This window comes from Actinospineispora spinosispora DSM 44797 (assembly GCF_000429025.1).
Lineage (GTDB): Bacteria > Actinomycetota > Actinomycetes > Mycobacteriales > Pseudonocardiaceae > Pseudonocardia > Pseudonocardia spinosispora.
The window spans coordinates 140,195-164,919 of sequence record NZ_AUBB01000024.1; the positions used below are offsets into that span (position 1 = coordinate 140,195).

At 68.4% G+C, this 24,725-nt stretch carries 22 protein-coding genes; 21 read left to right on the forward strand and 1 reads right to left on the reverse strand.

Annotated elements, in window-relative coordinates; all coding sequences use genetic code 11:
* Nucleotides 1–12: 12 nt before the first annotated feature.
* The 21 genes from G406_RS46055 (at nt 13) to G406_RS46095 (ending at nt 23,214) form a co-directional block, all read left to right on the forward strand.
* The gene (locus tag G406_RS46055) at nt 13–1,518 is read left to right on the forward strand and encodes an aldehyde dehydrogenase family protein (protein ID WP_084215954.1); all 1,506 of its coding nucleotides are present in this window, start codon (nt 13–15) and stop codon (nt 1,516–1,518) included.
* Nucleotides 1,515–1,715, forward strand: a complete 201-nt coding sequence (locus G406_RS0110620; protein ID WP_028933815.1) for a ferredoxin — start codon at nt 1,515–1,517, stop codon at nt 1,713–1,715. The genes G406_RS46055 and G406_RS0110620 overlap by 4 nt, the downstream gene beginning before the upstream one ends.
* 7 nt (nt 1,716–1,722) lie before the next feature.
* Nucleotides 1,723–2,667 carry a PDR/VanB family oxidoreductase gene (locus tag G406_RS0110625; RefSeq protein WP_028933816.1) on the forward strand — a complete coding sequence of 315 codons (945 nt, stop codon included), beginning with the start codon at nt 1,723–1,725 and terminating at the stop codon, nt 2,665–2,667.
* Between the two features lie 119 nt (nt 2,668–2,786).
* Nucleotides 2,787–3,998 carry an aromatic ring-hydroxylating oxygenase subunit alpha gene (locus G406_RS0110630; RefSeq protein ID WP_028933817.1) on the forward strand — a complete coding sequence of 404 codons (1,212 nt, stop codon included), beginning with the start codon at nt 2,787–2,789 and terminating at the stop codon, nt 3,996–3,998.
* A 24-nt stretch (nt 3,999–4,022) separates the two neighbouring features.
* Nucleotides 4,023–5,018, forward strand: a complete 996-nt coding sequence (locus tag G406_RS0110635) for an N-acetyltransferase (protein ID WP_028933818.1) — start codon at nt 4,023–4,025, stop codon at nt 5,016–5,018.
* Nucleotides 5,008–5,751 (forward strand): Zn-ribbon domain-containing OB-fold protein, encoded by a 744-nt coding sequence (locus G406_RS0110640; protein WP_028933819.1) that lies wholly within the window; start codon nt 5,008–5,010, stop codon nt 5,749–5,751. The genes G406_RS0110635 and G406_RS0110640 overlap by 11 nt, the downstream gene beginning before the upstream one ends.
* Before the next feature lie 16 nt (nt 5,752–5,767).
* Nucleotides 5,768–6,943 (forward strand): thiolase C-terminal domain-containing protein, encoded by a 1,176-nt coding sequence (locus tag G406_RS0110645; RefSeq protein WP_028933820.1) that lies wholly within the window; start codon nt 5,768–5,770, stop codon nt 6,941–6,943.
* A gap of 33 nt (nt 6,944–6,976) precedes the next feature.
* Nucleotides 6,977–8,500 carry a class I adenylate-forming enzyme family protein gene (locus tag G406_RS0110650; protein ID WP_028933821.1) on the forward strand — a complete coding sequence of 508 codons (1,524 nt, stop codon included), beginning with the start codon at nt 6,977–6,979 and terminating at the stop codon, nt 8,498–8,500.
* 25 nt (nt 8,501–8,525) lie between these two features.
* Nucleotides 8,526–10,103, forward strand: a complete 1,578-nt coding sequence (locus tag G406_RS0110655) for an aldehyde dehydrogenase family protein (RefSeq protein WP_051341922.1) — start codon at nt 8,526–8,528, stop codon at nt 10,101–10,103.
* A 114-nt stretch (nt 10,104–10,217) separates the two neighbouring features.
* A complete protein-coding gene (locus tag G406_RS0110660) occupies nt 10,218–11,459 on the forward strand; it encodes a cytochrome P450 (RefSeq protein WP_028933823.1) in 1,242 nt (413 codons plus the stop codon).
* Nucleotides 11,460–11,659: 200 nt separating this feature from the next.
* Entirely contained in the window at nt 11,660–12,709 is a 1,050-nt protein-coding gene (locus G406_RS46060) for an ABC transporter ATP-binding protein (RefSeq protein WP_037075967.1), read from the forward strand.
* Nucleotides 12,710–13,015: 306 nt separating this feature from the next.
* Complete coding sequence (locus tag G406_RS0110670; protein WP_245607074.1) at nt 13,016–13,723, forward strand: MlaE family ABC transporter permease; 708 nt, start codon at nt 13,016–13,018, stop codon at nt 13,721–13,723.
* Nucleotides 13,723–14,577, forward strand: coding sequence for an ABC transporter permease (locus tag G406_RS0110675; RefSeq protein WP_028933825.1), 855 nt, complete (start codon nt 13,723–13,725; stop codon nt 14,575–14,577). The genes G406_RS0110670 and G406_RS0110675 overlap by 1 nt, the downstream gene beginning before the upstream one ends.
* Before the next feature lie 7 nt (nt 14,578–14,584).
* On the forward strand, nt 14,585–15,847 hold the full coding sequence (locus G406_RS46065; RefSeq protein WP_051341923.1) for an MCE family protein: 1,263 nt from the start codon (nt 14,585–14,587) through the stop codon (nt 15,845–15,847).
* Nucleotides 15,847–17,130: an MCE family protein gene (locus G406_RS46070; RefSeq protein WP_064742888.1), complete on the forward strand. Its 1,284-nt coding sequence runs from the start codon at nt 15,847–15,849 to the stop codon at nt 17,128–17,130. Before G406_RS46065 ends, G406_RS46070 begins: the two co-directional genes overlap by 1 nt.
* Complete coding sequence (locus G406_RS0110690; protein ID WP_028933826.1) at nt 17,127–18,197, forward strand: MCE family protein; 1,071 nt, start codon at nt 17,127–17,129, stop codon at nt 18,195–18,197. Before G406_RS46070 ends, G406_RS0110690 begins: the two co-directional genes overlap by 4 nt.
* Nucleotides 18,197–19,456 (forward strand): MCE family protein, encoded by a 1,260-nt coding sequence (locus G406_RS46075; RefSeq protein WP_051341924.1) that lies wholly within the window; start codon nt 18,197–18,199, stop codon nt 19,454–19,456. Before G406_RS0110690 ends, G406_RS46075 begins: the two co-directional genes overlap by 1 nt.
* 11 nt (nt 19,457–19,467) lie before the next feature.
* The gene (locus tag G406_RS46080; protein WP_245607075.1) at nt 19,468–20,745 is read left to right on the forward strand and encodes an MCE family protein; all 1,278 of its coding nucleotides are present in this window, start codon (nt 19,468–19,470) and stop codon (nt 20,743–20,745) included.
* The gene (locus G406_RS46085) at nt 20,745–22,148 is read left to right on the forward strand and encodes an MCE family protein (RefSeq protein ID WP_051341926.1); all 1,404 of its coding nucleotides are present in this window, start codon (nt 20,745–20,747) and stop codon (nt 22,146–22,148) included. Before G406_RS46080 ends, G406_RS46085 begins: the two co-directional genes overlap by 1 nt.
* A complete protein-coding gene (locus G406_RS46090) occupies nt 22,145–22,678 on the forward strand; it encodes a hypothetical protein (protein ID WP_051341927.1) in 534 nt (177 codons plus the stop codon). Before G406_RS46085 ends, G406_RS46090 begins: the two co-directional genes overlap by 4 nt.
* On the forward strand, nt 22,675–23,214 hold the full coding sequence (locus G406_RS46095; protein ID WP_051341928.1) for a hypothetical protein: 540 nt from the start codon (nt 22,675–22,677) through the stop codon (nt 23,212–23,214). The genes G406_RS46090 and G406_RS46095 overlap by 4 nt, the downstream gene beginning before the upstream one ends.
* Here G406_RS46095 and G406_RS0110720 read toward each other — a convergent pair whose 3' ends face one another.
* Nucleotides 23,215–24,669, reverse strand: coding sequence for a wax ester/triacylglycerol synthase domain-containing protein (locus tag G406_RS0110720; protein ID WP_051341929.1), 1,455 nt, complete (start codon nt 24,667–24,669; stop codon nt 23,215–23,217).
* Nucleotides 24,670–24,725: the final 56 nt, after the last annotated feature.

Below are 24,725 nucleotides of genomic sequence, written 5' to 3' on the forward strand. Positions count from 1 at the left end.
ACCGGAGTTCGCATGGACACCGAGCTGAGGAACCGGGTGGGTGTCGATTGGCTGCCGCCGGCGGGTGGCGGCTGGGATGCACTCGAGGATCCGTCCTTCGGGACCGTCTTCGGTCGCGTGCCGCACAGCGGTCCCGAGGACGTCGACGCCGCCGTCGCCGCCGCGCGGAAGACGGTTGATCGTGGCCACTGGGCGGCTACGCCGCCCTGGCAGCGGGCCGGTTTCCTGCGGCGCATCGCCGAACGCCTGGACGCGATCGCCCCGGAGCTCACCGCCGCGCTGGTGCGTGACACCGGGACCGCCGCGCGGCTGTGCGGCGCGGTTCACGTGTTGGGGCCGGTCGCGCACCTGCGGGAGTTCGCCGGGATGCACGCGCTGCTCGCGCCGGTGGAGCGTGAGCCGTCCAACCCGTCGGGAACCGGCAGGTGGACGATCCGGCGGGACCCGGTGGGAGTCGTCGCCGGACTGCTCCCGCACAGCTTCTCCGTGCGGTCGGCGGTGTGGAAGTTCGCGCCGGCGATGCTGGCCGGTAACACAGTCGTGCTGAAGGCGCCGAGGCTGGCACCCCTCGGCGTCCACGAGCTGGCTCGAGCGGCGGAAGAGGTCGGTCTGCCACCCGGTGTGCTGAACGTGGTGCACGGGGGAGTCGACGCTGGCCGCGCGCTCGTCGGCCACCCCGACGTGGACTTCGTGTCGTTCACCGGTAGCTCGGCGGCCGGGCGTGAGGTCATGGCTGCGGCCGCGTCGGGACTGACGCCGGTGTTGATGGAGCTGGGGGGCAAGACGCCGGCGGTCCTGCTCGACGACGTCGACGTCGAGTGGGCGACGCGAGCGGTGATGTTCTCATCGGTGATCGGCTCGGGGCAGGGCTGCGTCGCGGTCACCCGGATGCTCGTTCCGGCCTCCCGCTACGCCGAGGTCCTCGACGTCGCTGTTCGCTACGCGCGGGACGTCGTGGTCGGGCCGGCCGGCGAGGAGGGCACCGACGCCGGGCCCCTGATCAGCCGCGCCCACCGGCGCAAGGTCGAGGAGTTCATCGCGACCGGTGTCGCCGAGGGTGCCCGGCTGCTGGCCGGCGGCGGGCGGCCGGACGGCGTGCCGGAAGGGGGCCACTACCTGTCCCCGGCCCTGTTCGGCGACGTCACCCCGGACATGACGATCTACCAGGAGGAGATCCCCGGCCCGGTGCTCGTCGTCGTGCCGTACCGGGACGACGACGAGGCCATCCGGCTGGCCAACGACTCCCGCTACGGCCTGGCGGCGTCGGTGTGGGGTGCCGACCCGGACCGGGCCCGCGGCGTTGCCGCGCGGCTGCGCGCCGGGCTCGTCTGGATCAACGAAGCGGGTGTGATGGACGTGGCGCTCGCCCCGCTGGCCGGCCGGGGCGACAGCGGGGTCGGAGCGGAACTGGGGCCGGAAGGTCTGCTGGCCTACACGTTGCCCAAGAGCACCTGGCACGCCGGGGCCGCGCGACGCGACGGCGGCGCCCGGGTGGAATCTGTGAGGGAGTCGGGATGAGTACACACCTGCGGATCGACCGAGGTGCCTGCGCGGGGCACGGGCTCTGCTACGGCACCGCCCCCGACCTGCTGGACAGCGACGAACAGGGCGACCCGGTCCTGCTCACCGAGCCGGTACCGGACGACCTGCTCGACGACGCCGACCAGGTCGTCGAGATGTGTCCGGAACGTGCGCTGACCATCGAGCGGGACTGAGCCCGGGGTGGAAGCCGAATTCGATGTCGTCGTCCGTGCGCGGGACGAGCTCGCGGACGGTGTCGTGGCGTTGGAGCTGGAGCGCACCGACGGCGCCGAGATGCCGCACTGGCGGCCGGGTGCCCATCTGGACCTGGTGCTCACCGACGACCTGATCCGCCAGTACTCGCTGTGTGGTGATCCGGCCGACCGCACGATGCTGCGGGTCGCCGTGCTGCGCGAGGCCGACGGACGAGGTGGTTCCGCCCACGTCCACGACCAGGTCGGCATCGGGCAGAAGCTGCGTGTGCGGGGGCCGCGTAACCACTTCGCGCTGGAGCCCTCGGACAGCTACCTGTTCATTGCCGGCGGCATCGGCATCACCCCGATCCTGCCGATGATCCGGGCGTGCGAGGACGACGGAGCGCGGTGGCGGTTGGTCTACGGGGGGCGTCGACGTGCCTCGATGGCGTTCCGCGACGAGCTGCAGCGCGAGTTCGGTCAGCGGGTCACCCTGTGGCCTCAGGACGAGCGCGGGCTGATCGAGCTCGCCGGGGTCGTGGATGCCGCCGCCGAGGGCACGTCGGTCTACTGCTGTGGTCCGGAAGCGTTGATCGCGGCGACCGAGGCGGTGTGCCGAGAGCGTCCGGGCGTGACGGTGTACGTCGAGCGGTTCGCGCCGAAGGACCAGGCCGTCGGTGAGTCCGGTTCGTTCGAGGTGGAGCTGGCCCGCAGCGGCCGGACGATCACCGTCGCGGCCGGGGTGAGCATCGTGGACGCGCTGGCCGAGCACGACGTCCAGGTCGACACGTCCTGCAGGGAAGGGACCTGCGGGACGTGTGAGACGGCCGTGCTGAGCGGCGTTCCGGACCATCGAGATTCGCTGCTCACCGAGGAGGAACGGGCCGAGAACGATGTCATGTTCGTCTGCGTGTCCCGGTGTCGGTCCGGCAGGCTCGTTCTCGATCTGTGAGCCGTCGGAGGCTGGCATTAATTGCCTAAAAGCGTTAGACTAATTTGCATATCGCACAGAGAAATGGCGATGCGGGTTTTGCCTGTTGGTCCAGCGGTGAACTCGTCGAGGAGGACGTAATGACAAGCTCGATCGCGCCCCGCGAGACCAGGATTCGGCGAGCACTCGATCATCTTCGGAACGAGACGACCGACGAGTACGACCGGATCACCGGGTTCCGAGCAACGGACTTCACCGATCCGGTGATCGCGGCGAGGGAACGTGACCTGGTGTTCGGCAGGGTGCCCTCGATCGTGGCGCACAGTTCGGAGCTGCCCAAGGCCGGCGACTTCATGACCCTGCAGCTGCCGCGTAACAAGGTCATCATCGTGCGCCAGCGAGACGGCGGGTCGAAGGTGTTCGTCAACCTCTGCCGGCACCGGGGCGCCTTGCTCGAAGAACAGGAGAAGGGGCGCTGCAGGCTGTTCTCCTGCGGTTACCACCGCTGGTCCTACGACACCAACGGTGAGTTGCGCACGGTGACCCGGGGCTCCACCTTCGGTGAGATCGACCGGTCCCGGTACGGGCTCATCGAGCTACCGAGCCAGGAGCGGCACGGGTTCATCTGGGTCGTCGACGACGCGGACGCGACGATCGACGTCGCCGACTGGCTGGGCCCGGAGATGGACGACGCGCTGTCCCAGTACGGCCTCCAGGACATGGTCGCGTTCCAGGCCGAGGGTTTCGACGAACCGGTCAACTGGAAGATCATGCAGGATGCGTTCCTGGACGGCTACCACATCCAGTACGCGCACCCGAACACGGCGGCGAAGCACGTGCACACCAACGTGCAGGCCTTCGAGGACTGGGGGCGGCACTGCCGCTTCATCGCCCCTCGCAAGACCATCGATCGGTGGATCGATGAGGACCCGGGTGACCTCAGCCTGGCCAAGCACGTCATCGAGACCCACTTCCTCATGCCGAACAGCACGCTGCTGCGTCAACCCGACCATTTCCAGCTGCTCACCTTCCGCCCACACCCGAAGGATCCCGGTTGGTCCCGCATGGAGATGCGGCTGATCGTGCCCAGGTGCGAGGTCAGCGGGATGGACGAGGGAACCTGGTCGAAGATCTGGGCCAAGAACTGGAAGATCCTGCTCGCGGTTCTGCACGAGGAGGACTTCCCGCTGCTGCGTGGTTCGCAGGCCGGGATGGAGAGCGCGAGCGCGGGCCCCATGCTGCTGGGTCGCAACGAGGTCGCCAACCACGTGTTCCACCGCGAGCTGCACCGTCTCGTGAGCCCGGCCGATGAAGCGGACCGCGCGGTCGATGGAGCCGACGATCGCTGCTGAGGTACCCGGCGTCGCACCGCGGCGATGCACACCACCACGAACCCGACGACGTGCCCGTGGAGCGACGAGGTGATCACCTACACCTGGTACGGCGAGCTGCCGGCCGACCATGTCGACGAGCTGCGGCGGATGCTGCGCGACTCGGCCGTGGAGGACGACGAGGCGGGCTTCCCCAAGATCACCGTCGACGGGCCGTACCCCGCCGGCTGCGCTCACCTGCTGGTGTGGCTGGTGCCCGACGAACGGCCCGGCGCCGGCGCCCCCACCGAACGTCCCCGGCCGATACTGGCTGCCTACCTCAGGGTCGAGCCCGAAGACGGTGTCGGTTTCGTCCGGTTCGTGGTTCGTCCTGAGCTGCGCTCCAAGGGCATCGCCACGCTGTTGTTCGAGCAGCTCGGGTTCGACCTGACCGCTCCGGACGGCTGGGCGGGAACGGGCGTGTCCGCGCTGTACACCTGGGCCAGGGGTGACCACCCGGCCGCCGACCGCATCTCGTCGCGGTTCTCCGGCGGCGGGGTGCGTCGCACGCATCGTGAGTGGCAGCTGCTGGCGCCGCTGCGCGGCGACGCGACCCGGCATCCCGACGGCGCCGACGTGCGGCCGTTCGAACCCGGGACCGACGGTGAGTCCTTGGCGGTGTTGCGTTCGAGGTGCGCGCGGGCCGCGCCGGACCGAGAGGTGCCACCGGAGCTCTTCGTTTTCGTGGCACCGGGCACTGACGGGCTTCGTGGCGCGGTCTCGGTGGACCCGGATGCCGGCCAGCGAACCGACTTCGGCACGGCGGGCCGGATCGCGGAGATCCTGGTGGACCCCGACCACGCCGACGGCCCGGTCCGGCCGAGCCTGCTGGGCCGGGGCCTGGACTGTCTGCGTGAGAAGGGTCTGCGGGTCGCCGGGATCACCGTGGACTCCGCGGACCGGGAGCTGGTCCGCGACTGCCGGTTGATCGGATTCATGCACGACCGCACGGACGCCGAGTACCGGGTCACTAGCGCCAGGAGCCCCCGCAATGCCACCTGAGATCCTCGGCTCGGTGCCGATCGGCCTCGCGGAGATCGTCGAGCGCCACGGCCGGGCGGTCGCCGAGGGCGACCAGCACGCCACGCTGAACGATTTCCGCCCGGATCGGATCGGCCAGCTCGTCGCCTCCGCGTCACTTCCCGAGCAGCTCGTCGGGTCCGAGGTCCTGCGGCTGACCGCCGAGCCGGATGGCAAGGTCACCGCCCTCATCCGGTACACGGCGGCGGACGGCGAACGGATCGTGCTGCGGTCACGCTGGGTGGAGCTTGCCGAGGGATGGCGGGTCCACCACGTACGCAACCTCCCGGAGACACCGCCGAGGCTGCCCGCCGAAGGCCCGGCCGACGACGGGCTGGACACACCTCACTGGGACGGGCTTCGTGCCGGTGAGCTGCGTATCCAGCGCTGCACGGCGTGCGGTGAGTGGATCTGGGCGCCCCGACCGATGTGCCCCGTGTGCCATAGCTTCGAGCTCGGCTGGCCCGCCGTCGCACCGAGGGGAGAGATCTACTCCTGGACCCGCACCTGGCAGCCGTTCGCGCCCCAGCTCAGCGGCCACCTCCCGTTCGTCGTGGTGGTGGTGGAGCTGGCGGAGGCAGGCGGTCGGCGACTCGTGGGCGTGCTGCGTGACGGGGAGAGCGCCGCGCTGCGTGTCGGCCAGCCGGTGAAGGGCGACTTCGACCCACCGCCGGATGAGCACGGTTGGCCACTGCTGCGCTGGCAGCTGGCATGAGCAGGGGAACCAGACCATGAGCGAGTCGAGGACGCTGCGCGGCAAAGCGGCCGTGGTCGGCGTCGGCAGCACGCCCTACTACAAACGCGGCACCGCGCCGGACACCTCGGCGCGGCTGATCCTGCGCGCCGCGCTCGCCGCCTGCAAGGACGCCGGAGCGGACCCCCGGAGCATCGACGGGTTCGTCTCCTACGCGGGCGACCTCAACGAAGGCCTGGCGATCGGCGCGGCGCTGGGCGTGCACGAGGTCCGCTACACGACCCAGGTGTGGGGCGGCGGCGGAGGCGCGGTGGCCGCGGCCGTCAACGCGGCGGCGACCGCGGTGGCGACCGGCCAGGCCGACCGGGTCCTGGTGTACCGGGGCATCAGCGAGGTGGCGGACGGTCGCCAGAGCTATGGGAAGGGCCATTTCCCCCCGTTGCTGTCCGCGCACGGGGTGCTGACGCCCGCGCAGATCTGTGCGCTGCGCACGCAGCGGATGCTCAGCGCGGACGCGGTACCCGCGTCGGCGATGGAGGCGCTCGTCCTCGCCGACTACCACCACGCCCAGCGCAACCCCGACGCGGTCGCCTACGGCAGGCCGCTGACCCACGAGCAGTACCTGGACGCACGGATCGTGTCCGAGCCGTTCCGCCTCTACGACTGCTCCCGGGAGAACGACGGCGCCTCGGCGCTGCTGGTCACCTCGGCACAGTCGGTCGAGGAGTTCGCCGGGCAACCGGCGTACCTGCTCGGGGGAGTGCAGGGCGCCGGCCCGGACTGGTCGGAGTCGATCGAGAACATGGCGGCCTACAGCAGCGCCGGTTTCCACCCCGCGATGGTCGAGCGGCTCTGGGCGGAGGCGGCGATCAAACCGAGCGAGATCGACGTGGTCCAGGTGTACGAGAACTTCAGCGGCCCCGCGGTGGCCTCGCTGATCGACTTCGGTCTGTGCCCGACCGGGCCGGAGGCGGGCGCGTTCATGACGGTGCACAACCTGGTCGCACCGACGGGTCGGCTGCCGATCAACACGGCGGGCGGCAACCTTGCGGAGGGGTTCGTCCACGGCATCGGCCTGGCGGTCGAGGCGGTCCGCCAGATCCGGGAGAGCTCCACCAACCAGGTCCCGGGCGCGGACATCTCACTGCTGATCGGCGGCCCGATGGCCCCGCTGGTCAGCGCCACGGTATTCGGCTCGCACCGCACTCTCTGACCGACAAGCTCCCTCCCACCACACGAGGTAGACATGACGACATCAGCGGCATCGGCGCTCAACTGGTGGGCGCGGACCAAGGGCGACCAGACCGCGATCGTCTGTGGCCCCGACCAGCTGGACTACCGGACGCTGCGCAACTGGTCGGGCCGGGTGGCGCGCCGGCTCGCCGAGGACGGTGTGCGACCCAGCGACCGGGTGGCGGTGCTCGGCGGCAACAGCCTGGACTGGGTGGCCTCGGCCTACGGCGTCATCAAGGCCGGCGGAGTCCTGGTCCCGCTCAACCCTCGGTTGGTCGCGGTCGAGCTGCACAAGTTCCTCGTCGAGTCCGGAGCCTCCGCCGTGCTGGTGGAGGCACCACACCGGGCCGCCGTCGACCGGGCCGTCGAACTCGGAGCCGACGTTCGAGTTGTGGACTTCGACGTGGTCGCCGGCCTGCGCGAGGGCGAGGACGACGAGTTCCGCATCGACCGGGAACCGGACGAGCCGGTCGCCATCCTGTTCACCAGCGGTTCCACCGGCCTGTCGAAGGGCGTCGTCTGTACGAACCGGACCCTGCTGGACATCGTCTTCGAGGCGTCACTGGTGGAGGAGGGGCTGCGGCCGGGCGCTCGAAGCCTGCTGCTGCTCCCGCTGTGCTTCACCCCCGGCCTCGTCTGGGGACTGATCATGACGACCGTCCTCGGCGGAACACTGGTCGTCGAGCCCGACCTGAACGCCTCCCGCGCGGTCAGGCGCCTCGACGAGTTCGACATCCAGGTGCTCTTCGGCGTACCGCTCATCTACGACGTGATGGCGAAAGCCCCCGAGTTCGCGACGGCGGACCTCTCACACCTGAAGACCGCGGTGGTCGGCGGCGCCGCCGTCCCGCTGCCGTTGCTGAAAGCGTGGGGCGACAAGGGGGTGAAGCTGCGCCAGATCTACGGCATGACCGAGGTCGGCGGCATCGCCACCGCCACCTGGCCGAGCGAGGCGGAGCAGCACCCCGACTCGTGCGGGAGCGGGTCGGTGTTCACCGACCTGTTGGTGGTCCGCGAGGACGGCACCGAGTGCGATCCGGGAGAGGCCGGCCAGATCCTGATGCGCGGCCCCGGCATGACCATCGGCTACTGGGAGGACCAGGAGTCGACCGAGCAGGCACTGCGCGGCGGATGGCTGCACAGCGGCGATCTCGGCGTCCGCGACGAGGCAGGACGGCTCAGGTTCGTCGACCGGCTCAAGGACCTGATCATCTCCGGCGGGATCAACATCTCCCCCGTCGAGATCGAGGCGGTCATCGCCCGGATACCCAACGTGGCCGAGGTCGCCGTGATCGCCGCGCCCGACGAGCGGTTCGGGGAGACACCCGCCGCGATCGTGAGCCGTAGCGGCCCGCTCGACACCGACCAGATCATCCAGCAGTGCCGCGACGAGCTCGCGGACTACAAGGTGCCCAGATACGTGGTGCTGCGGGAGGACCCGCTGCCCCGGCTGCCGAGCGGCAAGCTCTCCAAACGCGACATCCGCGCCGAGTACGCCGACGTCACAGCTCGTTTCCAGAAGATCACAAGCCCGTGAGGGTATTTCTCGGGAGGCATCGTCCATGAGCACCACCACCGACGGCCCGGCGGCACCGGGCGAGACCAGCCGGCGGGACATCGTGGTCCGCTGTCCCGCCGACGGGCGTGTCGTGGGCAGCGTGCCGGACCTCGACCCGGCCGCGATCGGCGCCGAAGCGGCCCGGTTGCGCGCCGCGCAGCCGGACTGGGAGGCGCTGGGGCCGAAGGGTCGAAGCGCCCATCTTCTGCGCTGGCTGGACTGGCTGCTGGACAACGAGCAGCGGCTGCTGGAGATGGTGCAGGCCGAGGCCGGGAAGTCATGGGCGGATGCGTCACTGGAGATGGTGGTGACGATGGACGTCATCAACTACTTCACCAAACATGCGGCCGAGTTCCTCGGCGACCGCGCCATCCGTCCGGCCGGGATGGCGAATGCCGCCCGCAAGCTGCGGGTCCAGGTCCGCCCCCACCAGCTCGTCGGGCTGATCACCCCGTGGAACGGTCCGCTGGCCGGCCCGATGATGGACGTGGTCGGTGCCCTGGTCGCCGGCGCGGCGGTACTCAGCAAGCCGTCCGAGGTGACCCCGCTGGCCTGGAGCGAGGCGGTCCGGGGCTGGCGGGAGATCGGCGCGCCGCCGGTGCTGGCCTGTGTGACCGGTGGACCGGACGCGGGTGTCGCCGTCGTCGACGAGGTGGACATGGTCATGTTCACCGGCTCGGTCCGCACCGGGCGCAGGATCGCCGCCCGCGCGGGCGAACGGCTGATTCCGTGCAGCCTCGAGCTCGGCGGCAAGGACGCGATGATCGTGCTGGCCGACGCCGACATCGAACGGGCGGCGGGCGGAGCGGTCTGGGGCGCCATGACGAACGTCGGCCAGGCGTGCATCTCGGTGGAGCGGGTCTACGTCGAGGCCGCGGTGTACGACGAGTTCGTGGCGAAGGTGGTCGAGAAGGTCCGCGCGCTGCGCCAGGGAATGGACGGCCCGGGGACCTTCAGCACCGACATCGGCGCCATGGTCACGTCCGGCCAGGTCGACATCGTCGAGCGACACGTCCGCGACGCGGTAGCCAAAGGGGCTCGGGTGCTGGTCGGCGGCGAGCGTGGACCGGGTGAAGGGAACTTCTTCCAACCGACCGTGCTCGTGGACGTCGACCACTCCATGGCCTGTATGCGCGAGGAGACCTTCGGTCCCACGCTGCCGATCATGAAGGTGTCGGGCGAGGACGAAGCACTCGAGCTGGCGAACGACTCGGAGTACGGCCTCAGCTCCAGCCTGTGGACCGGCGATCCGGAGCGGGCGGACCGCCTGACCCGTCGCATCGAGGCCGGTTCGGTCGCGGTGAACAACGCACTGGTCGCCACGTTCCAGCTACCCACCCCGATGGGCGGCTGGAAGCAGTCCGGGATCGGGGCTCGGTTCGGCGGCGCCGCCGGGGTTCTGAAGTACTGCAGGCAGCAGACTGTGGTCTCGGAACGGATGACCATGAAAGCCGAGCCGAACTGGTACCCGGTCCAGCCGCGACGCGGCCGACTCATCGCGAAGGTCGCGCGGATGCTGGGCGCGAACGACTGGCGACGGCGGCTGGGGCGCGACCCGGAAAAGCCCAGTTCAGCGACCTGATGGGTATCTTGACACAAATAACCTAAAGCAATAAGGTGACTGCACCCGAGAATTGATCCCGAATTCTGACCATTGTCCGATCCGCATTTACTGGCTAGGGCAGGAGTACCCGTCATGACCACCAGCTCGACCGAGAGCAATGTCGTTCAGGTCGACTTCGACATCTACGACCAGGCGCTCGTCGCCCCGACCGACGTCGTCCGGGAGAGGACCGCCGAGGTGGCGGCACTCGGGTCCGTCGTCTACTCGACGGCCCATGGCGGGCATTGGGTGGTGACCGGCTACAACGAGATCCAGGCCGTGATGCGTGACCCGGAGACGTTCTCCAGCTGGCCGAACAATCTGGTCCCGCACGGCGCGGGCAAGTTCCTGCCGCTCGAGCTGGACCCGCCGGAGCACACCGCGTACCGTCGCGCGCTCCAGCCGCTGTTCAGTCCGAGCAGAATGCGTGCGCTCGAGGACGAGATCCGGGGGATCGTCACCGAGCTGATCGACGGTTTCGCCGAAACCGGAGAATCGAACTTCATCTCCGATTTCGCCCACGAGCTGCCCGCGCGAGTCTTCCTGGCGCTGATGGACTGGCCGCTCGAAGACGCGCCGATGTTCACCGAGGCCACCGACATCACGCTGCTGGGCAAGCCGGGCGCGACCGAGGAGGAGTCCAACGCCGCGCGCGCCGAGGCGGCCATGCGCATGTTCACCTACTTCGGCCAGGTCGTCGCCGATCGGCGGGCGCGCCCGGAGGATGCCGACGACGTGACGACGGCCATCGTGCGCACCCCCATCGCGGTGGACGATGGTGAACGACTGCTCACCGACGAAGAGCTGTGCAACATGTTCTTCCTGCTCCTCATCGCGGGCCTGCACACGGTGCAGGGGTCGCTGGCCTGGAGCCTGCTGCAGCTGTCCGCTCATCCCGAGCAGCGGCAACGCCTGATCGACGACCCCTCGTTGATCCAGCCCGCCGTCGAGGAGATTCTGCGGATCGAGGCGGCGGTCTCGCCGGGGCGCTGCGCCACGAAGGACACCGAGCTGGCCGGCGTGCGGATCAGGAAGGGCGACCAGCTGCTGCTGATCCTCAACGCCGCCAATCACGACGTCGCGGAGTTCGCCTCGCCCGACGAGCTGCAGCTCGACCGCAGTCCGAACCGGCACCTGTCGTTCGGGTCCGGGCCGCACCGCTGCCTCGGCTCGCACCTGGCGAGGGTCGAGTTGCGCATCGCGCTGGAGGAGCTGCACCGCAGAATCCCGGACTACAGCATCGCGCCGGGTCGGTCCCCGATCTCGCACGTGAGCCAGGTCCGAGGGGTGGTCCAGCTCCCGATCGTCTTCACCCCGGAGCGCCCGACAAGCTGACCCGCAGCTCGCACAGAGCGAGTGCACGCCGCACAGAGGCTGGGGCCTCTGTGCGGCGTCGAGCACGTCTGTGTGAGCTTTTTCGTCGGCGTGATCTTGAGACGAATTACGATGTTTGTAACAACGTATCGTTCTGGCGAGACGCTCGTTACATCTGGTGAGAGCCCGGCGAGCTTCCCCCGGGTGGACGAGGAGGTCCGATGAGTGCCGGTGTCGAGGTCCGGGTCGACGGTCTGTCGAAGTCTTTCGGCAGGTCGAACATCTGGTCCGATGTCACGCTGACACTGCCGCCGGGTGAGGTGAGCGTGTTGCTGGGCCCGTCGGGTACGGGCAAGTCGGTGTTCCTGAAGAGCCTGATCGGACTGCTGAAACCGGAGCGGGGTTCGATCGTCATCCACGACACGGACCTGGTGCGGTGCACCGAGTCGAAGCTGTACGAGATCCGCAAGCTCTTCGGCGTGCTGTTCCAGGACGGTGCGCTGTTCGGGTCGATGAACCTGTTCGACAACATCGCCTTCCCCCTTCGTGAGCACACGAAGAAGGGCGAGAAGGAGATCAGGGACATCGTCATGGAGAAGATGACGATGGTGGGCCTCGTCGGCGACGAGATGAAGCTGCCCGGTGAAATCTCCGGCGGAATGCGTAAGCGCGCCGGTCTGGCCCGCGCGCTCGTGTTGGACCCGGAGATCATCCTGTTCGACGAGCCGGACTCCGGTCTCGACCCGGTCCGTACCGCGTACCTGAACCAGCTGATCGTCGACCTGAACGCACAGACCGACTCGACGTTCCTGATCGTCACCCACGACATCAACACCGCGCAGACGCTGCCGGACAACATCGGCCTGCTCTACCGCAAGCACCTGGCGATGTTCGGACCCCGAGAGGTGTTGTTGACCTCGGAGGAGCCGGTCGTCTCCCAGTTCCTCAACGGGCGCAGGGAAGGTCCGATCGGGATGTCGGAGGAGAAGGACTCCGAACAGGCCGCGCGGGAGATGCAGGAAGCAGGCGACCTGGCCGGCCTTCCTCCGCTCAAGCCGCAGCTGCAGCCGAGTCCCGGAGTGGGCGAGCGGCCGGCGGTCGGGCGACGCAGGGCCAGGGTGCGGGACATGATGCACACGCTGCCCGAGAGCGCGCAGCGGGCGATCAGGGAAAGCATGACGTCAGAGGGATCGGGCGACGAGTCGCCCGGCGGGCCTCGGCGTGGTCGACACGGGATGGATGACGCCCCCACGGAGCAGTTCCGCCGCTGACCTGGCCCGCCGGTCCTGGAAAAAATCTGTCAGCAACGTCACCTAACACATTTAGGTTCGTTGTCCAGGCAGAAGGAAAAGTGCTGCACTACCTGAACCAGTTCGGCAAATGAATATGGCGAACTGGACGACGAAACGAGGCGTTGCCGACCCCGTGTTGAACCATGCCTCTGTTCACGATTAAAGGAGCCGTCGTCATGGCGACGTCGCTGGGTAGAGTCTGATGGGGAGAATGTGATGTTGGAGATCAGTGCCAAATCGGCCGTTACTCCAACCGGCAGGTTCTTCGCATTTACCGCCGACACGATGGTTGCGATCTTCAAGCGCCCGTTCCAATGGCGAGAATTCATTCAGCAGACCTGGTTCGTGGCCAGTGTCTCGCTCGGGCCCGCCGTGCTGCTCGGCATTCCGTTCGTCGCGCTGGTGACGTTCCAGTTCAACCTGATCCTCAAGGAGATCGGCGCGATCGACCTGTCCGGCGCCGGTTCCGCGTTCGCCACGGTCACCCAGATCGGCCCGGTCGCCACGACGTTCATCGTGGCGGGCGCGAGCTCGACGGCGGTGTGCGCCGACATCGGCGCCAGGCGCATCCGCGAAGAGCTGGACGCCATGGAGGTGCTCGGCATCGACGTCGTCCAGCGGCTCGTGGTGCCCCGGGTCCTGGCAACGGCGCTGAACGCGTTCCTGCTCAACGGCGTCATGATCCTCATCGGGCTCAGCGGCGGCTACTTCTTCGGCGTCTTCCTGCAGGGCGCGGCACCCGGCCAGTACCTGGACTCGCTCAAGCTGCTCGTCGGCTTCGCGGACCTGGTGCACGGTGAGCTGCGGGCCGTCGTCTTCGGTGTGGTCGGCGCACTCATCGCGTGCTTCCGGGGAATGAACTGCAAGGCCGGACCACGAGGTGTCGGCAACGCGGTGAACGAGACGGTCGTCTACACGTTCCTCGCACTGTTCCCGATCAACATCATTCTCACCCAGGTGCCGTACTCCCTGGGCATCGTAGGAGGCCACTGATGGTCGTGGACAAGGACACCACGGCTGGTCGTCGCCTGGTCCGCGCGCTCAGCGCACCGTTCAACGCCCTCGACGACCTCGGCAGACAGGCCGAGTTCTACGGCGCGTCGATCGGCTGGACCTACAAGGCCGTCGCCCGCTACAAGAAGGAACAGGTGCGCCTGATCGCCGAGGTCGGCATGAGCACGGGCGCGCTCGCGGTCATCGGCGGTTCCTCGGTGATCACGCTGTTCATCACGCTGTTCGCCGGTGTCACCGGTGGCGTGCAGTCCTTCGACGCGCTGAAGAACCTGCAGCTCGAAGCGCTCGGTGGGTTCGCTTCGGCGATCATCAACCCTCGGCTGCTCACCCCGATCATCGCCGGTGCCTCACTCGCCGCGACCGTGGGAAGCGGGTTCACCGCCCAGTTGGGTGCCATGCGGGTCGCGGAGGAGATCGACGCGCTCGAAGTGATCGGCGTCCGGTCGCTGCCGTACCTGGTGACGACCCGGCTGGTCGCCGGAATGGTCACCATCATCCCGATCTTCGCCATGGCCATGGTGGGCGCCTGGTTCGGCTGGAAGATCACCCAGGTCGGATTCTTCGGACTGTCCGAAGGGACGTTCGACCACTACATGGACACATTCATGCAGTGGACCGACATTCTCTACTCGTTCGCACAGGCAATCGGCATCGCCGTCGTCGTCATCCTCATCCACACCTATTACGGATACACCGCATCCGGTGGGCCGGCCGGTGTGGGGCAGGCGGTCGGTAAAGCCGTGCGTACCTCCCTCATCGCCGTGCTGTCCGTCGAGCTGTGCATCTCGATGGCGCTCTACGGCAACTCCGACGTGTTCCGGATCTCGGGGTAACAACACAATGGACCAGACATTCTTCGGGCGGTTCAAGTACAAGATCTATGCAACGATCTTGCTCGCTCTCATCGTCGGTTTCGTCGCCATCTGCGTCGGCGGCTACAAAGGCACCTTCACCCCGACCACTCCGCTCTACATCCACGCGGACCGCAGCGGTCTGCAGATGTACCCCGGTAACCGCGTGCTGCTGCGCGGCGTGGACGTCGGAACCGTCGGCGCGGTCGCCATGGCCGCCGACGGCAACGGCGTGGACATCACGCTGAAGATGAAGCCGGAGATGGTCTCGAAGGTCCCGGCCAACGCGACGGTCTCGCTGGACCAGCTCACCGCGTTCGGTGCCAAGACCGTGACGCTCACGGTGCCGGACGGCGCGGCACAACCGGGCGTCCAGCCGGGGACGACACTCGCGGCGGGGCGGGTCACCGTCGAGGTGAACTCCGTCTTCGACCAGCTCACCCGGGTGCTCAACGACGCACAGCCGGCGAAGGTGAACGCGGTCCTCGGAGGTCTCGCGGAAACGCTGCACGGACGCGGCGAGAAGATCGGCCGCACGGTCGGCACGATGAACGACTACCTGGTCAAGTTCAACCGTGACCTGCCGACCCTGCGCGAGGACTTCCGCAAGGGCGCCCAGGTCGCCGACCTCTACGCGGGCGTGACACCGGACCTGATGAGGCTGTTCGCCAACGGCACGGTCACCGCCGACACGATCGTCGACCAGCGCGACAACCTGGACGAGGCGCTGCACCAGGTCACCAGGGTGTCCGGGATCGGTGAGGACTTCCTGACCGAGAACGGCGACGACATCATCGACGTCGCCGGCAACCTGCGGCCCACGACGAGCCTGCTGCGCAGGTACTCGCCGATGTTCCCGTGCTTCCTGCAGGGCCTCGCGGTGTCGAACAAACAACTGATCACCTCACAGGGCAACACGGTGCCCGGCCTCGTCGGTGTCACCACGTTCGTGCCGGGCACCAACCCGTACCGCTACCCGGACGACCTGCCGAACATGAACGCCAACAGCGGCCCCGCCTGCCACGGGCTGCCGAACTGGGACGGCGTCGACACGCCACCCGGTCTGGACCGGAACTTCTCGCACGGCAACCAGAAGGACAACCGGGGCGACAACACACCCCGGATCGGCGACCCGCCCGCCGTCGCCCAGCTGTTCGGCGGATCGGCCGTGACCCCGCGAGACGGCGCGGCCGAGAAGAAGGCCGCCGAACAGAAGCAGCGTGAGATGCAACAGAACGGGGGTGGCCGCTGATGAATCGCAACAACGCACAGGCGATCGCGGCGCCGCTGGTCAAGAACATCATCTTCGTGGTCGCCACGCTGTCCGTGCTGGTGCTCGTCGCGGTCCAGCTCGGCGCGAACTTCACGCTGAACGAGACGAACCGCTACACCGCCGCGTTCACCGACACCTCCGGGCTCAAGAGCGGTGACACGGTCCGCATCGCCGGTGTCGAGGTGGGCACCGTGCACAGCGTGACCGTGCAGAACAGCAAGATCGGCATGGTCTCCTTCGACGTGGACTCCGCGCGAGCGCTGCCGAAGAGCGTGCGGCCCTCGATCCGGTTCCTCAACCTCACCGGCGACCGCTACCTGGAGCTGCAACAGGGGCAGGGTTCGCAGGACCGGCTGCCGCCCGGCGCGGTCATCCCGATCACCCAGACCACCCCGGCGCTGGACCTGGACGTCCTGCTGCAGGGTTTCAACCCGCTGTTCGAAGGCTTGGCCCCGGACCAGATCAACCAGCTGTCCGGCAACCTCATCTCGGTGCTGCAGGGCGAGGGCGGCAACCTCGACGGTCTGTTCTCCCACGCCGCGTCGCTCAGCGGGACACTTGCGACCCGGGATAAGCAGATCGGGTCGGTGATCGACAACCTGAACGTCGTGCTCGGCACCCTGGACCAGCGCTCACCAGAGCTGGGCCAGACGATCGAGCGGCTGCAGCAGCTGGTCAGCGGCCTGTCGCAGGACCGCAACCGACTGGGGGAGTCCTTCGACTCCACCAACAAGCTGGTGACCAGCGTCAGCGACCTGCTGGACAAGGTTCGGGGCCCGCTCAAGGGCACCGTCGACCAGATTCACCGGGTCGCCGAGCAGGCCAACAAGGGCGAGTTCGCGATCGACGACGCGCTGAGCACCTATCCCGGCGCCTACCTGCGAGTCGGCCGGATCGGGGCACGCGGCGCGGGCTACAACCTGTTCATCTGCGCACTGCGGGTCAAACTGACCGGCCCGGACGGCAAACCGTTCTTCACACCCTGGCAGGGCCCGAACCCCAACCTGAAGCGCTGTCAGTCCGGCAACGTGTACCCGCTGGAAACCCCGCAACAGCGCGAGGCGAGCCACGGCTGGGACGACGTCGTCGGACACCGCCCACCGGGACAGGGGCCAGACGGCCGCCTGATCGACGACAAGCGCCCCATGGCACAGACACAGCAACCGGAGCAGCCCGCCACCGATGAGGGTGTTCTCGACGGAACCCTCCCCGGCGGCCTGACCGGCGGCCTGGAGACCCCGAAGGAGGGTGGCACCCGATGAGGCTCCGCTTCCGGGAGAAGAACCCGGTCACCATCGCGTTCGTCGGCATCGCCATCCTCCTGGTGCTGCTGTTCGGCTCGTTCCAGCTGGCCGCGCTGCCGGTCTTCGCCGGCACCACCTACAAAGCGGTGTTCGACGAAGCCGGTGGGCTGACCGCCGGTGACAAGGTCAAGGTGGCCGGGACCGAGGTCGGGAAGGTCTCCTCTGTCGACCTGGAGGACGGCGACGTCGTCGTCACCTTCACCGCCAGGGACGTGACGCTGGGACAGCGCTCCACCGCCGCGATCACCACCCAGACCCTGCTCGGTGAACGCGATCTCGCGCTGGTCAGCACAGGTCCCGGTGCGATGGGGTCGGGTGACACGATCCCGATCGAGCGCACCCGCTCGCCGTACAACCTGACCGATGACCTCAACGAACTGAGTGACCGGACCAGCCAGATCGACACAGTCCAGGTCGGCAAGGCCCTCGATGCCTTCTCCCAGGCCTTCACCGACACTCCGGACGACATCAAGCCGACCTTCGACGGCCTGACCCGGGTCTCCCGCACGATCAACGAACGCAACGAGGCGTTGCAGACGTTGCTGCACCACGCCGAGCAGGCCACCGGTGTGCTGCGTCAGCACACCGGTCAGCTCACCACACTGATCGGCGACGGCAACCAGCTGCTAGAAGAGCTCGACGCGCGGCGCCAGGCGATCCACCAGCTGCTGGTCAGCACGAAGGACGTGACCGATCAGGTCAGCGGTCTGGTCCACGACCAGAACGACCGGTTGAAGCCGGCGCTGGACGAGCTCAACCGCACGATGGAGATCCTGCGCCGCAACGAGGGCAACCTCACCTCGGCCGTCGGCCGGGTCGCGGCCTTCATCACCCCGCTCGGCGAGGGCCTCGCCGGTGGCACCTGGTTCCAGGGCTTCGGTGACCTGAGCGGCTCGGTCGCCACGAAGTTCCCGACCAACAACTTCATCCCCGGAGCGCCGGTGCCGATCAAGCCGGCTCCGAAGGGCTCGATCCCGACCGTGCCGTCGGTGCCTGGCCTGCTCGGTGTGGGAGGTAACAACTGATGCGCGCGCTCAACCTCAGCTCGGGCCTGGTCCGGCTGCTGATCGGAGTCGCGGTGCTCGTCGTCGCGGCCGTCGCGGTCGTGGGCTTCCTGTCGACCCAGAAGAAGCACGGCGTCGCCTACTTCGCGTCGGTCAAGAGCATCTACCCGAAGGACCACGTGCGCATCAAGGGCGTGGACGTCGGACAGATCACCGCGATCACCCCGGCGCCGGGACAGGTACGGGTCGAGTTCAGCTACGACAGTAAGTACAACCTGCCGGCGGACGTCCGCGCCGCGATCGTGTCGCCGACCCTGGTCTCGACGCGGTTCATCCAGCTCACCCCCGCCTATAGGCACAGCGGGGCGGTGTTCCCCGACAACGGGGTCATCCCGCTGAGCAGGACGGCGTCGCCGCTGGAGTTCGACGACCTGAAGAACGAGCTGTCCCGGCTCGCCACGTCGGTCGGCCCGAACGGCATGGACCGCGACGGTGCGCTGTCCCGGTTCCTCGACGTCGCCGCCCGCAACGGCCATGGCGGCAACGGGCAGCGGTTCAACGACCTCATCCACCAGGCGGCGGGCGCACTCGAAGCGATCGACAACGGCGGCGGCGACCTGTTCGCCACGGTGGGCAACCTGCAGGTCTTCGTGAACTCCCTCGGACAGGTCGACGGCGAGATCCAGGAGTTCAACTCACGCCTCGGCTCGGTGTCCACGACGCTGGACGACAACAAAGACGAGCTGGCCAGCGCGTTGGACGGGGTCAGCAGGGCCGCGAAGGACATCGACGGCTTCGTCAAGGACAACGGCGACACGCTGAACGAGTCGATCGACCGGCTCGGGCAGTTCACCCGCACCGTGGCCCAGTCGCGCGACAACCTGGCGACGATCCTGCACGTCGGGCCGAACACGCTCACGAACCTGATGGACATCTACTCCACCCGCGCGGAAGCCATCACCGGTTCGCTGGAGTTCGACAACCTCAACACCCCCGCCGACTTCGTGTGCTCGGCCTACGCCGAGGCGACCGCGTCGAAACCGGAGGACGCGGTGAAGTGGTGCGGCAGCTACCTCGGGCCGCTGCTCAACGTGATGCGCATGGCGCAGCCACCCGGCGGCGTCTCGCCGGTCATCGTCAAGGACAACGGCACCACGGCGGTCAAGCCGGGTGACCGTGATCCGAAGCAGAACAACGCGCCCGCGACTCCCGAGTTCCCGCCACCGTCGAAGCCGCTACCCGGCCTCGGTGGCCTGACCACACCCTCCGGGGGCAACTGATGATCAGCGCGATGACCAGGCGAGTTCTCGCTCCCCTGCTGGTTCTGCTGGTTCTGCTGCTCACCGGTTGCGACCGGTACGCGCTCAACTCGCTGGCGCTGCCCGGGACCCAGGGCCGGGGCGACGGTGCCTACGAGGTGAAGCTCCAGATGCCGAACGTGGGCAACCTGGTGCCGAACAACCCGGTGCGGCTACACGACATCGAGGTCGGCAACATCCGTCACATCGACCTCGACGGGTGGCACGCGGTTGTCACGGTCAGCCTCAACCGCGACGTCTCGCTGCCGCGTGACGTCGTGGCGCGGGTCGGACAGGCGAGCCTGCTGGGTGCGAAGTACATCGAGCTGGACGAGCCGACCGGCCCGGCCAAAGGCGCGCCGATCCCGGCCGGTTACACCGTGCCGCTGGCACAGACCGGCCGCTACCCGGAGACCGAGGACACCCTCGCCGCGGTCGCCGCGATGCTCAACGGCGGCGGATTGCAGCAGGTCAGGACCATCTCGACCGAGCTGAACCGGGCGATGTCCGGCCGCACGCCGCAGTATCGGTCGCTGCTGACCCAGCTCAACACGTTCGCCGCCGGACTGGACGCACAGAAGGCCGACATCGTCCGCGCGATCGACGGACTCGACCGGATGAGCGCGGGGCTCGCCGCTCAGGACAAGACACTGAACGACGCGCTGGTCGCGTTCCCGCCGGCGCTGGACACACTCCAGAAGGAACGGAAGAACCTGGTCGACACACTCGTCGCGCTCGGCCAGTTCGGCGACCAGGCCGACCGGGTGTTCAGGGAGAGCGACGACAACCTCGCCGCGAACCTGGACGATCTGCGCCCGGCGTTGAAGGGCCTCGCCGATGCGGGCGACAGCCTCACCCAGTCGCTGTACCTGCTCGGTTCGCTGGTCTTCCCGATCAAGTCGTTCCCGTACTTCTTCCGGGGCGACTACATCAACTTCTGGCTCAACCTGGACCTGACCCTGCCCACGCTCGACCGGAACTTCCTGACCGGCACCCCTGCCGCCGGTTCGCTGGGCAGGGCGCAACAGGAGCTCGCCCGCGCGATCGGCGGCGGCCCCACCGGACCGGGCAGCCCGCTGCTCTCCCCGCTGCGCCCACCCGGCCCGGCCGACGGCCAGCAGAAGGACGGCAGCGCGATGGCCGACAACGGCTACACCTCGCCGAAGGAGACGAAGAAGGCGCCGCCTCCGCCCAGCAAGGACAGCGGGCCGCTGCCGCTGCCCAAGGAAGGTCTGGGCAACGGGCTGCTCCCGGGCGGAGGTAACAACTGATGATCGCGCGTACCGTCAAGCTCCAGCTGATCATCTTCTCGATCCTGACGCTCATCGCGGCGCTGCTGATCGTGTTCGTCTACGCCCGCGTCCCGATGCTGCTGGGCTACCAGCAGATGTCGGTGTCGGTGGACCTGCCCAAGACCGGCGGGCTCTACCCGAACGCCAACGTGACCTACCGCGGCTACACCATCGGCAAGGTCAAGAACATCGACCTGATCCCCGACGGGGTCCGGGCACGCATGTCCATCGACTCCAGGCACGCGCCGCCTGCCAACAGCCGCGCGGAGGTGCACAGCGTCTCGGCGATCGGCGAGCAGTACCTGGACTTCGTGCCCGGCGACGGTCCCGACCAGCCGATGCGTGACGGCGCGATGATCCCGATGTCACGCGGCAGCGTCCCGGTCCCGGTCGCCGACGTCCTGCAGAACAGCCAGAACCTGCTCACCTCACTCAAACAGAAGGACCTGACGACGGTCCTCGACGAAGGGTCGAACGCCTTCCACGACCTGGGACCGGACCTGGGCAGGGTCATCGACCACACCGACTCGCTCGTCGCGCTCGCGGACAAGAACTACGACGCGACGCACCAGCTGATCGACCAGGCACCCAGGTTCCTGGACAGCCAGACCGCCAGCAGCCCAGCCATCCGCTCGTGGACGAAGGACCTGGCGTCGTTCTCCGACCAGCTGCGCGACAGCGACGAGTCGTTCCGCGACGTGCTGCGCAACGTGCCGTCCGCGGCCCGGAACGTCGGGGACTTCGTCGACGACCTGAACTCCAGCGCACCGACCCTGCTCAGCTCGGGCAACGTGCTGGCCAAGCTGGCGAAGGCCTACCACGCACCCATCGAACAGGTACTCGTCCTGTACCCGATGTGGGTCGCCGCCGACGAGATGGTCGTTCCGCCCGACCAACCGGGCGTCCTGCGGTTCAACCTGCAGACCTCGACCAACCGCCCCGGCTGTCACATCGGCTGGGTGCCACCCGGCCAGCCGGGCGGCATCCGCGAGGCGAACCAGCTCACCGACGAACCACTGCCGTCCGACACCTACTGCAAGCTCCCACAGGGCGACCCGACACTCGCCCGCAGCGCGCGCTACCTGCAGTGCTTCGAACCGGGATCGCCTCCCGGCAGACGCGCCGCGACGATCTACCAGTGCCGAGGCAAGGGATACACCACCGACCAGCCGCGCAGGGTCAACGTGCCCGGCGGCAGCACCGCGCCGATCGGCGGCGCCCCGTTGTCCCCGCCAACGGGTGCGAAGGCCAAGGGCAAGGAGGACCTGTCCATGATGGCGGTCGACGACCCGATGGCGGCCTTCGGCGGCACCGGTGAACCCGCGCCGAAACCCCAGGACATGACGTGGCAGAGCCTCATGACGAACGGAATCCCGAAATGACGGCGACCCTCGAAGCGGCCGCCAGGGACACTCCTGTGGCCACACCTGGTCGGGGGTGGACGCTGCTCGTCCTCGCTCTGAGCGTGTTGACGCTGGTCGCCTTCGCCGCGGCGGTGGTGACCGGCCTGCGCTGGAACAGCGGGCGGGCGGCCGACTCCGGAAGGGCCGAGGCGCTGGCCGCCGCGCAGCAGGCCGCGACCGACCTCACCACCGTCGACTTCCACACCGCGCAACCCGACGTCGACCGCGTGCTGGGCAACTCGACGGGAGAGTTCGCCGACGTGTTCCGGACGAACGCCGACTCCTTCATCGGGGTACTCAAGGCGGGTGAGGTCGTCTCCAAGGGCACGGTCGTCGGCGCCGCGGTGAAGGACTTCGCCGGCGACACCGCCGACGTGCTCGTCGCGCTGCGCGCCACCGTCACGAACAAGGACAACCCGACGGGACAGGACCGGTCGTACCGGATGATCGAGAAACTGAAGTACCAGGACGGCGACTGGCTGGTGTCCCGAGTGGACTTCATCCCGTGAGCGCCCTGGTGAAGGTCCGTGACCTGGTGTCCCGGATCCGGGCGAGCGCGGTGGGGCACCCGAGGAGAACCCTGGCCGCACTGAGCGCCGCGACGGCGGTGTTCGTCTGTGCCGCCATCGGGTTCAGCCTGCTCACCGCCCATCGGAGCCAGGTGGAGCTCGCGCGTGGGCAGGCGCTGACCGCCGCTCAGCGGTCGGTCACCGAGCTGCTGTCCTACGACTACCGCTCGCTGCCCCGCGACCTGGCCGAGCGGCAGAGCCTCGTCGCCGGCAGGTTCTCCGGCGACTACACCGGTCTGCTGACCACGGTCATCGCACCGGCCGCGACCCGCACCCAGCTGCTCACCAGGGCGAGTGTCGGAACCGCCGGCATCGCGGACAACCAGGGAACCGACGAGGTCACGGTTGTCATGTTCGTCAACCAGACCACGCGCTCGGCCGCCACCCCGGACCCTCAGCTGGTGAACACGAGACTGAGAGTGACCATGGTCCACCAGGACGGCCGCTGGCTGGTCTCGGACCTGCAACCCGTCTGATCAGGCCCGCACCGTGGGTGTCGCGGCGCCCGGATGGAGGGCGAGCACCTCGGCGAATCCGTCCCGCACACAGCTGACGAACGTGTCGGGCTCGGTGAACGCCGCCGCGTCCATGTTGATCCCCACGCAAGCCGTCCGGCCGTGCGTGATCAGAGTGATCATGGACGCGCAGCCCGGCAGCGGGCCGAAGCCGTACATGCGCTCGATCTTCGCCCCGGCCAGGTAGAGCTCCTCACCGAGCCCAGGCACGTTGCTGGCCTGCAGGTCGTTCCCCTTGGTCATCGGACCGGCGAGCTGCGCGATCACCGAGCCGGGCAGCCGGGCCAGAAGCGGTGACGCAAGCCCGATGACGTCCACGGCGGGCTCGGTGCGGGCAGCGCCGACGAGCTGCCTGATCCGCTGGATCCGGTCGGTGGGATCGGCCATCGCAACCGGGCCGGCGAACCGCGCGGACGCGATGTGGTTGCCGCCCTGCGCGTCGTCACTCGTGCGGATCGACACCGGGATGGCCGTGGGTATCGCGTCGACGACCGGTACCCCCATGGCCTCGTGATACAGGCGGAAACCGCCGAGCAGACCCGCCATGAAGGCGTCGTTCAGCGAGCCCCCAGCAGCCTTACCCGCTGCCTTGAGGTCGGCGAACGACATCTCCAGCACGGCGAACCGCCAGTTGAGACTCCGTTCGGCCAACAGCGGGGAACCCACACAGTCAGGCGGTGACAGCACACGCTTCAACGAAGCGCCGTACTCGACCGCATCCCGCACCGAACGCGTCGGCGACGCGGCCGCGCGGAACAGCCGTGACCCCAGCGCCCAGGTGGCCCTGGGCAGCTCCTGCGCGTCGGCCCGGACCTGGTGCAGCAAGGCGTCCACCGGCGTGATCGGCTCGGCGGCGGCGTAGGCGGGCTGGGGCTTGGTGCCGGGTTCACGGGTGCGGGAGTGCAGCTGGCCGAGCAGCTGCATGAACCCGTGCCCGTCGGTGGTCGAGTGGTGCAGCTTGAGCATGTACCCGGCCCGACCGTCCGGCAGACCCTCGAACAGCACGACCTGCCACGGCGAACGGGAGCGGTCGAGCGGCGTCATACCGATCTGTGCCGCGGCGTCGAGCAGCTGTGTCCAGCCGCTGCCTTCGGGCAGCCGGATCCGGCGCACGTGATAGCGGACATCGAACTCCGGATCGGTGGTCCAGCGGGGCGCGCCGACCCCGAGCGGCCCTTCGACGACACGTTGCCGGAAACGGGGCGCCATCCGTGTCGCCCACTCGTGGGCGGCGACGAAGCGGTCCCAGTCCGGCGTGGTGTCCAGCTCCTCGATGGCCATCGCCGACGCACGCTGCATCGGGTCGGCCTCGATCCGCCACATGACCGCTTCGAACGCGTTCATGTCGTCGGTGGACGCCCAGGCCAGCGGAGCGTCACCCTGGGAGCCATCGGCCTTCTCAACGGACGGGGACATCAGGAAGCCGCCAATCGATCTCGGACACCACTCGTGATTAGAGTGACGTTAGACGT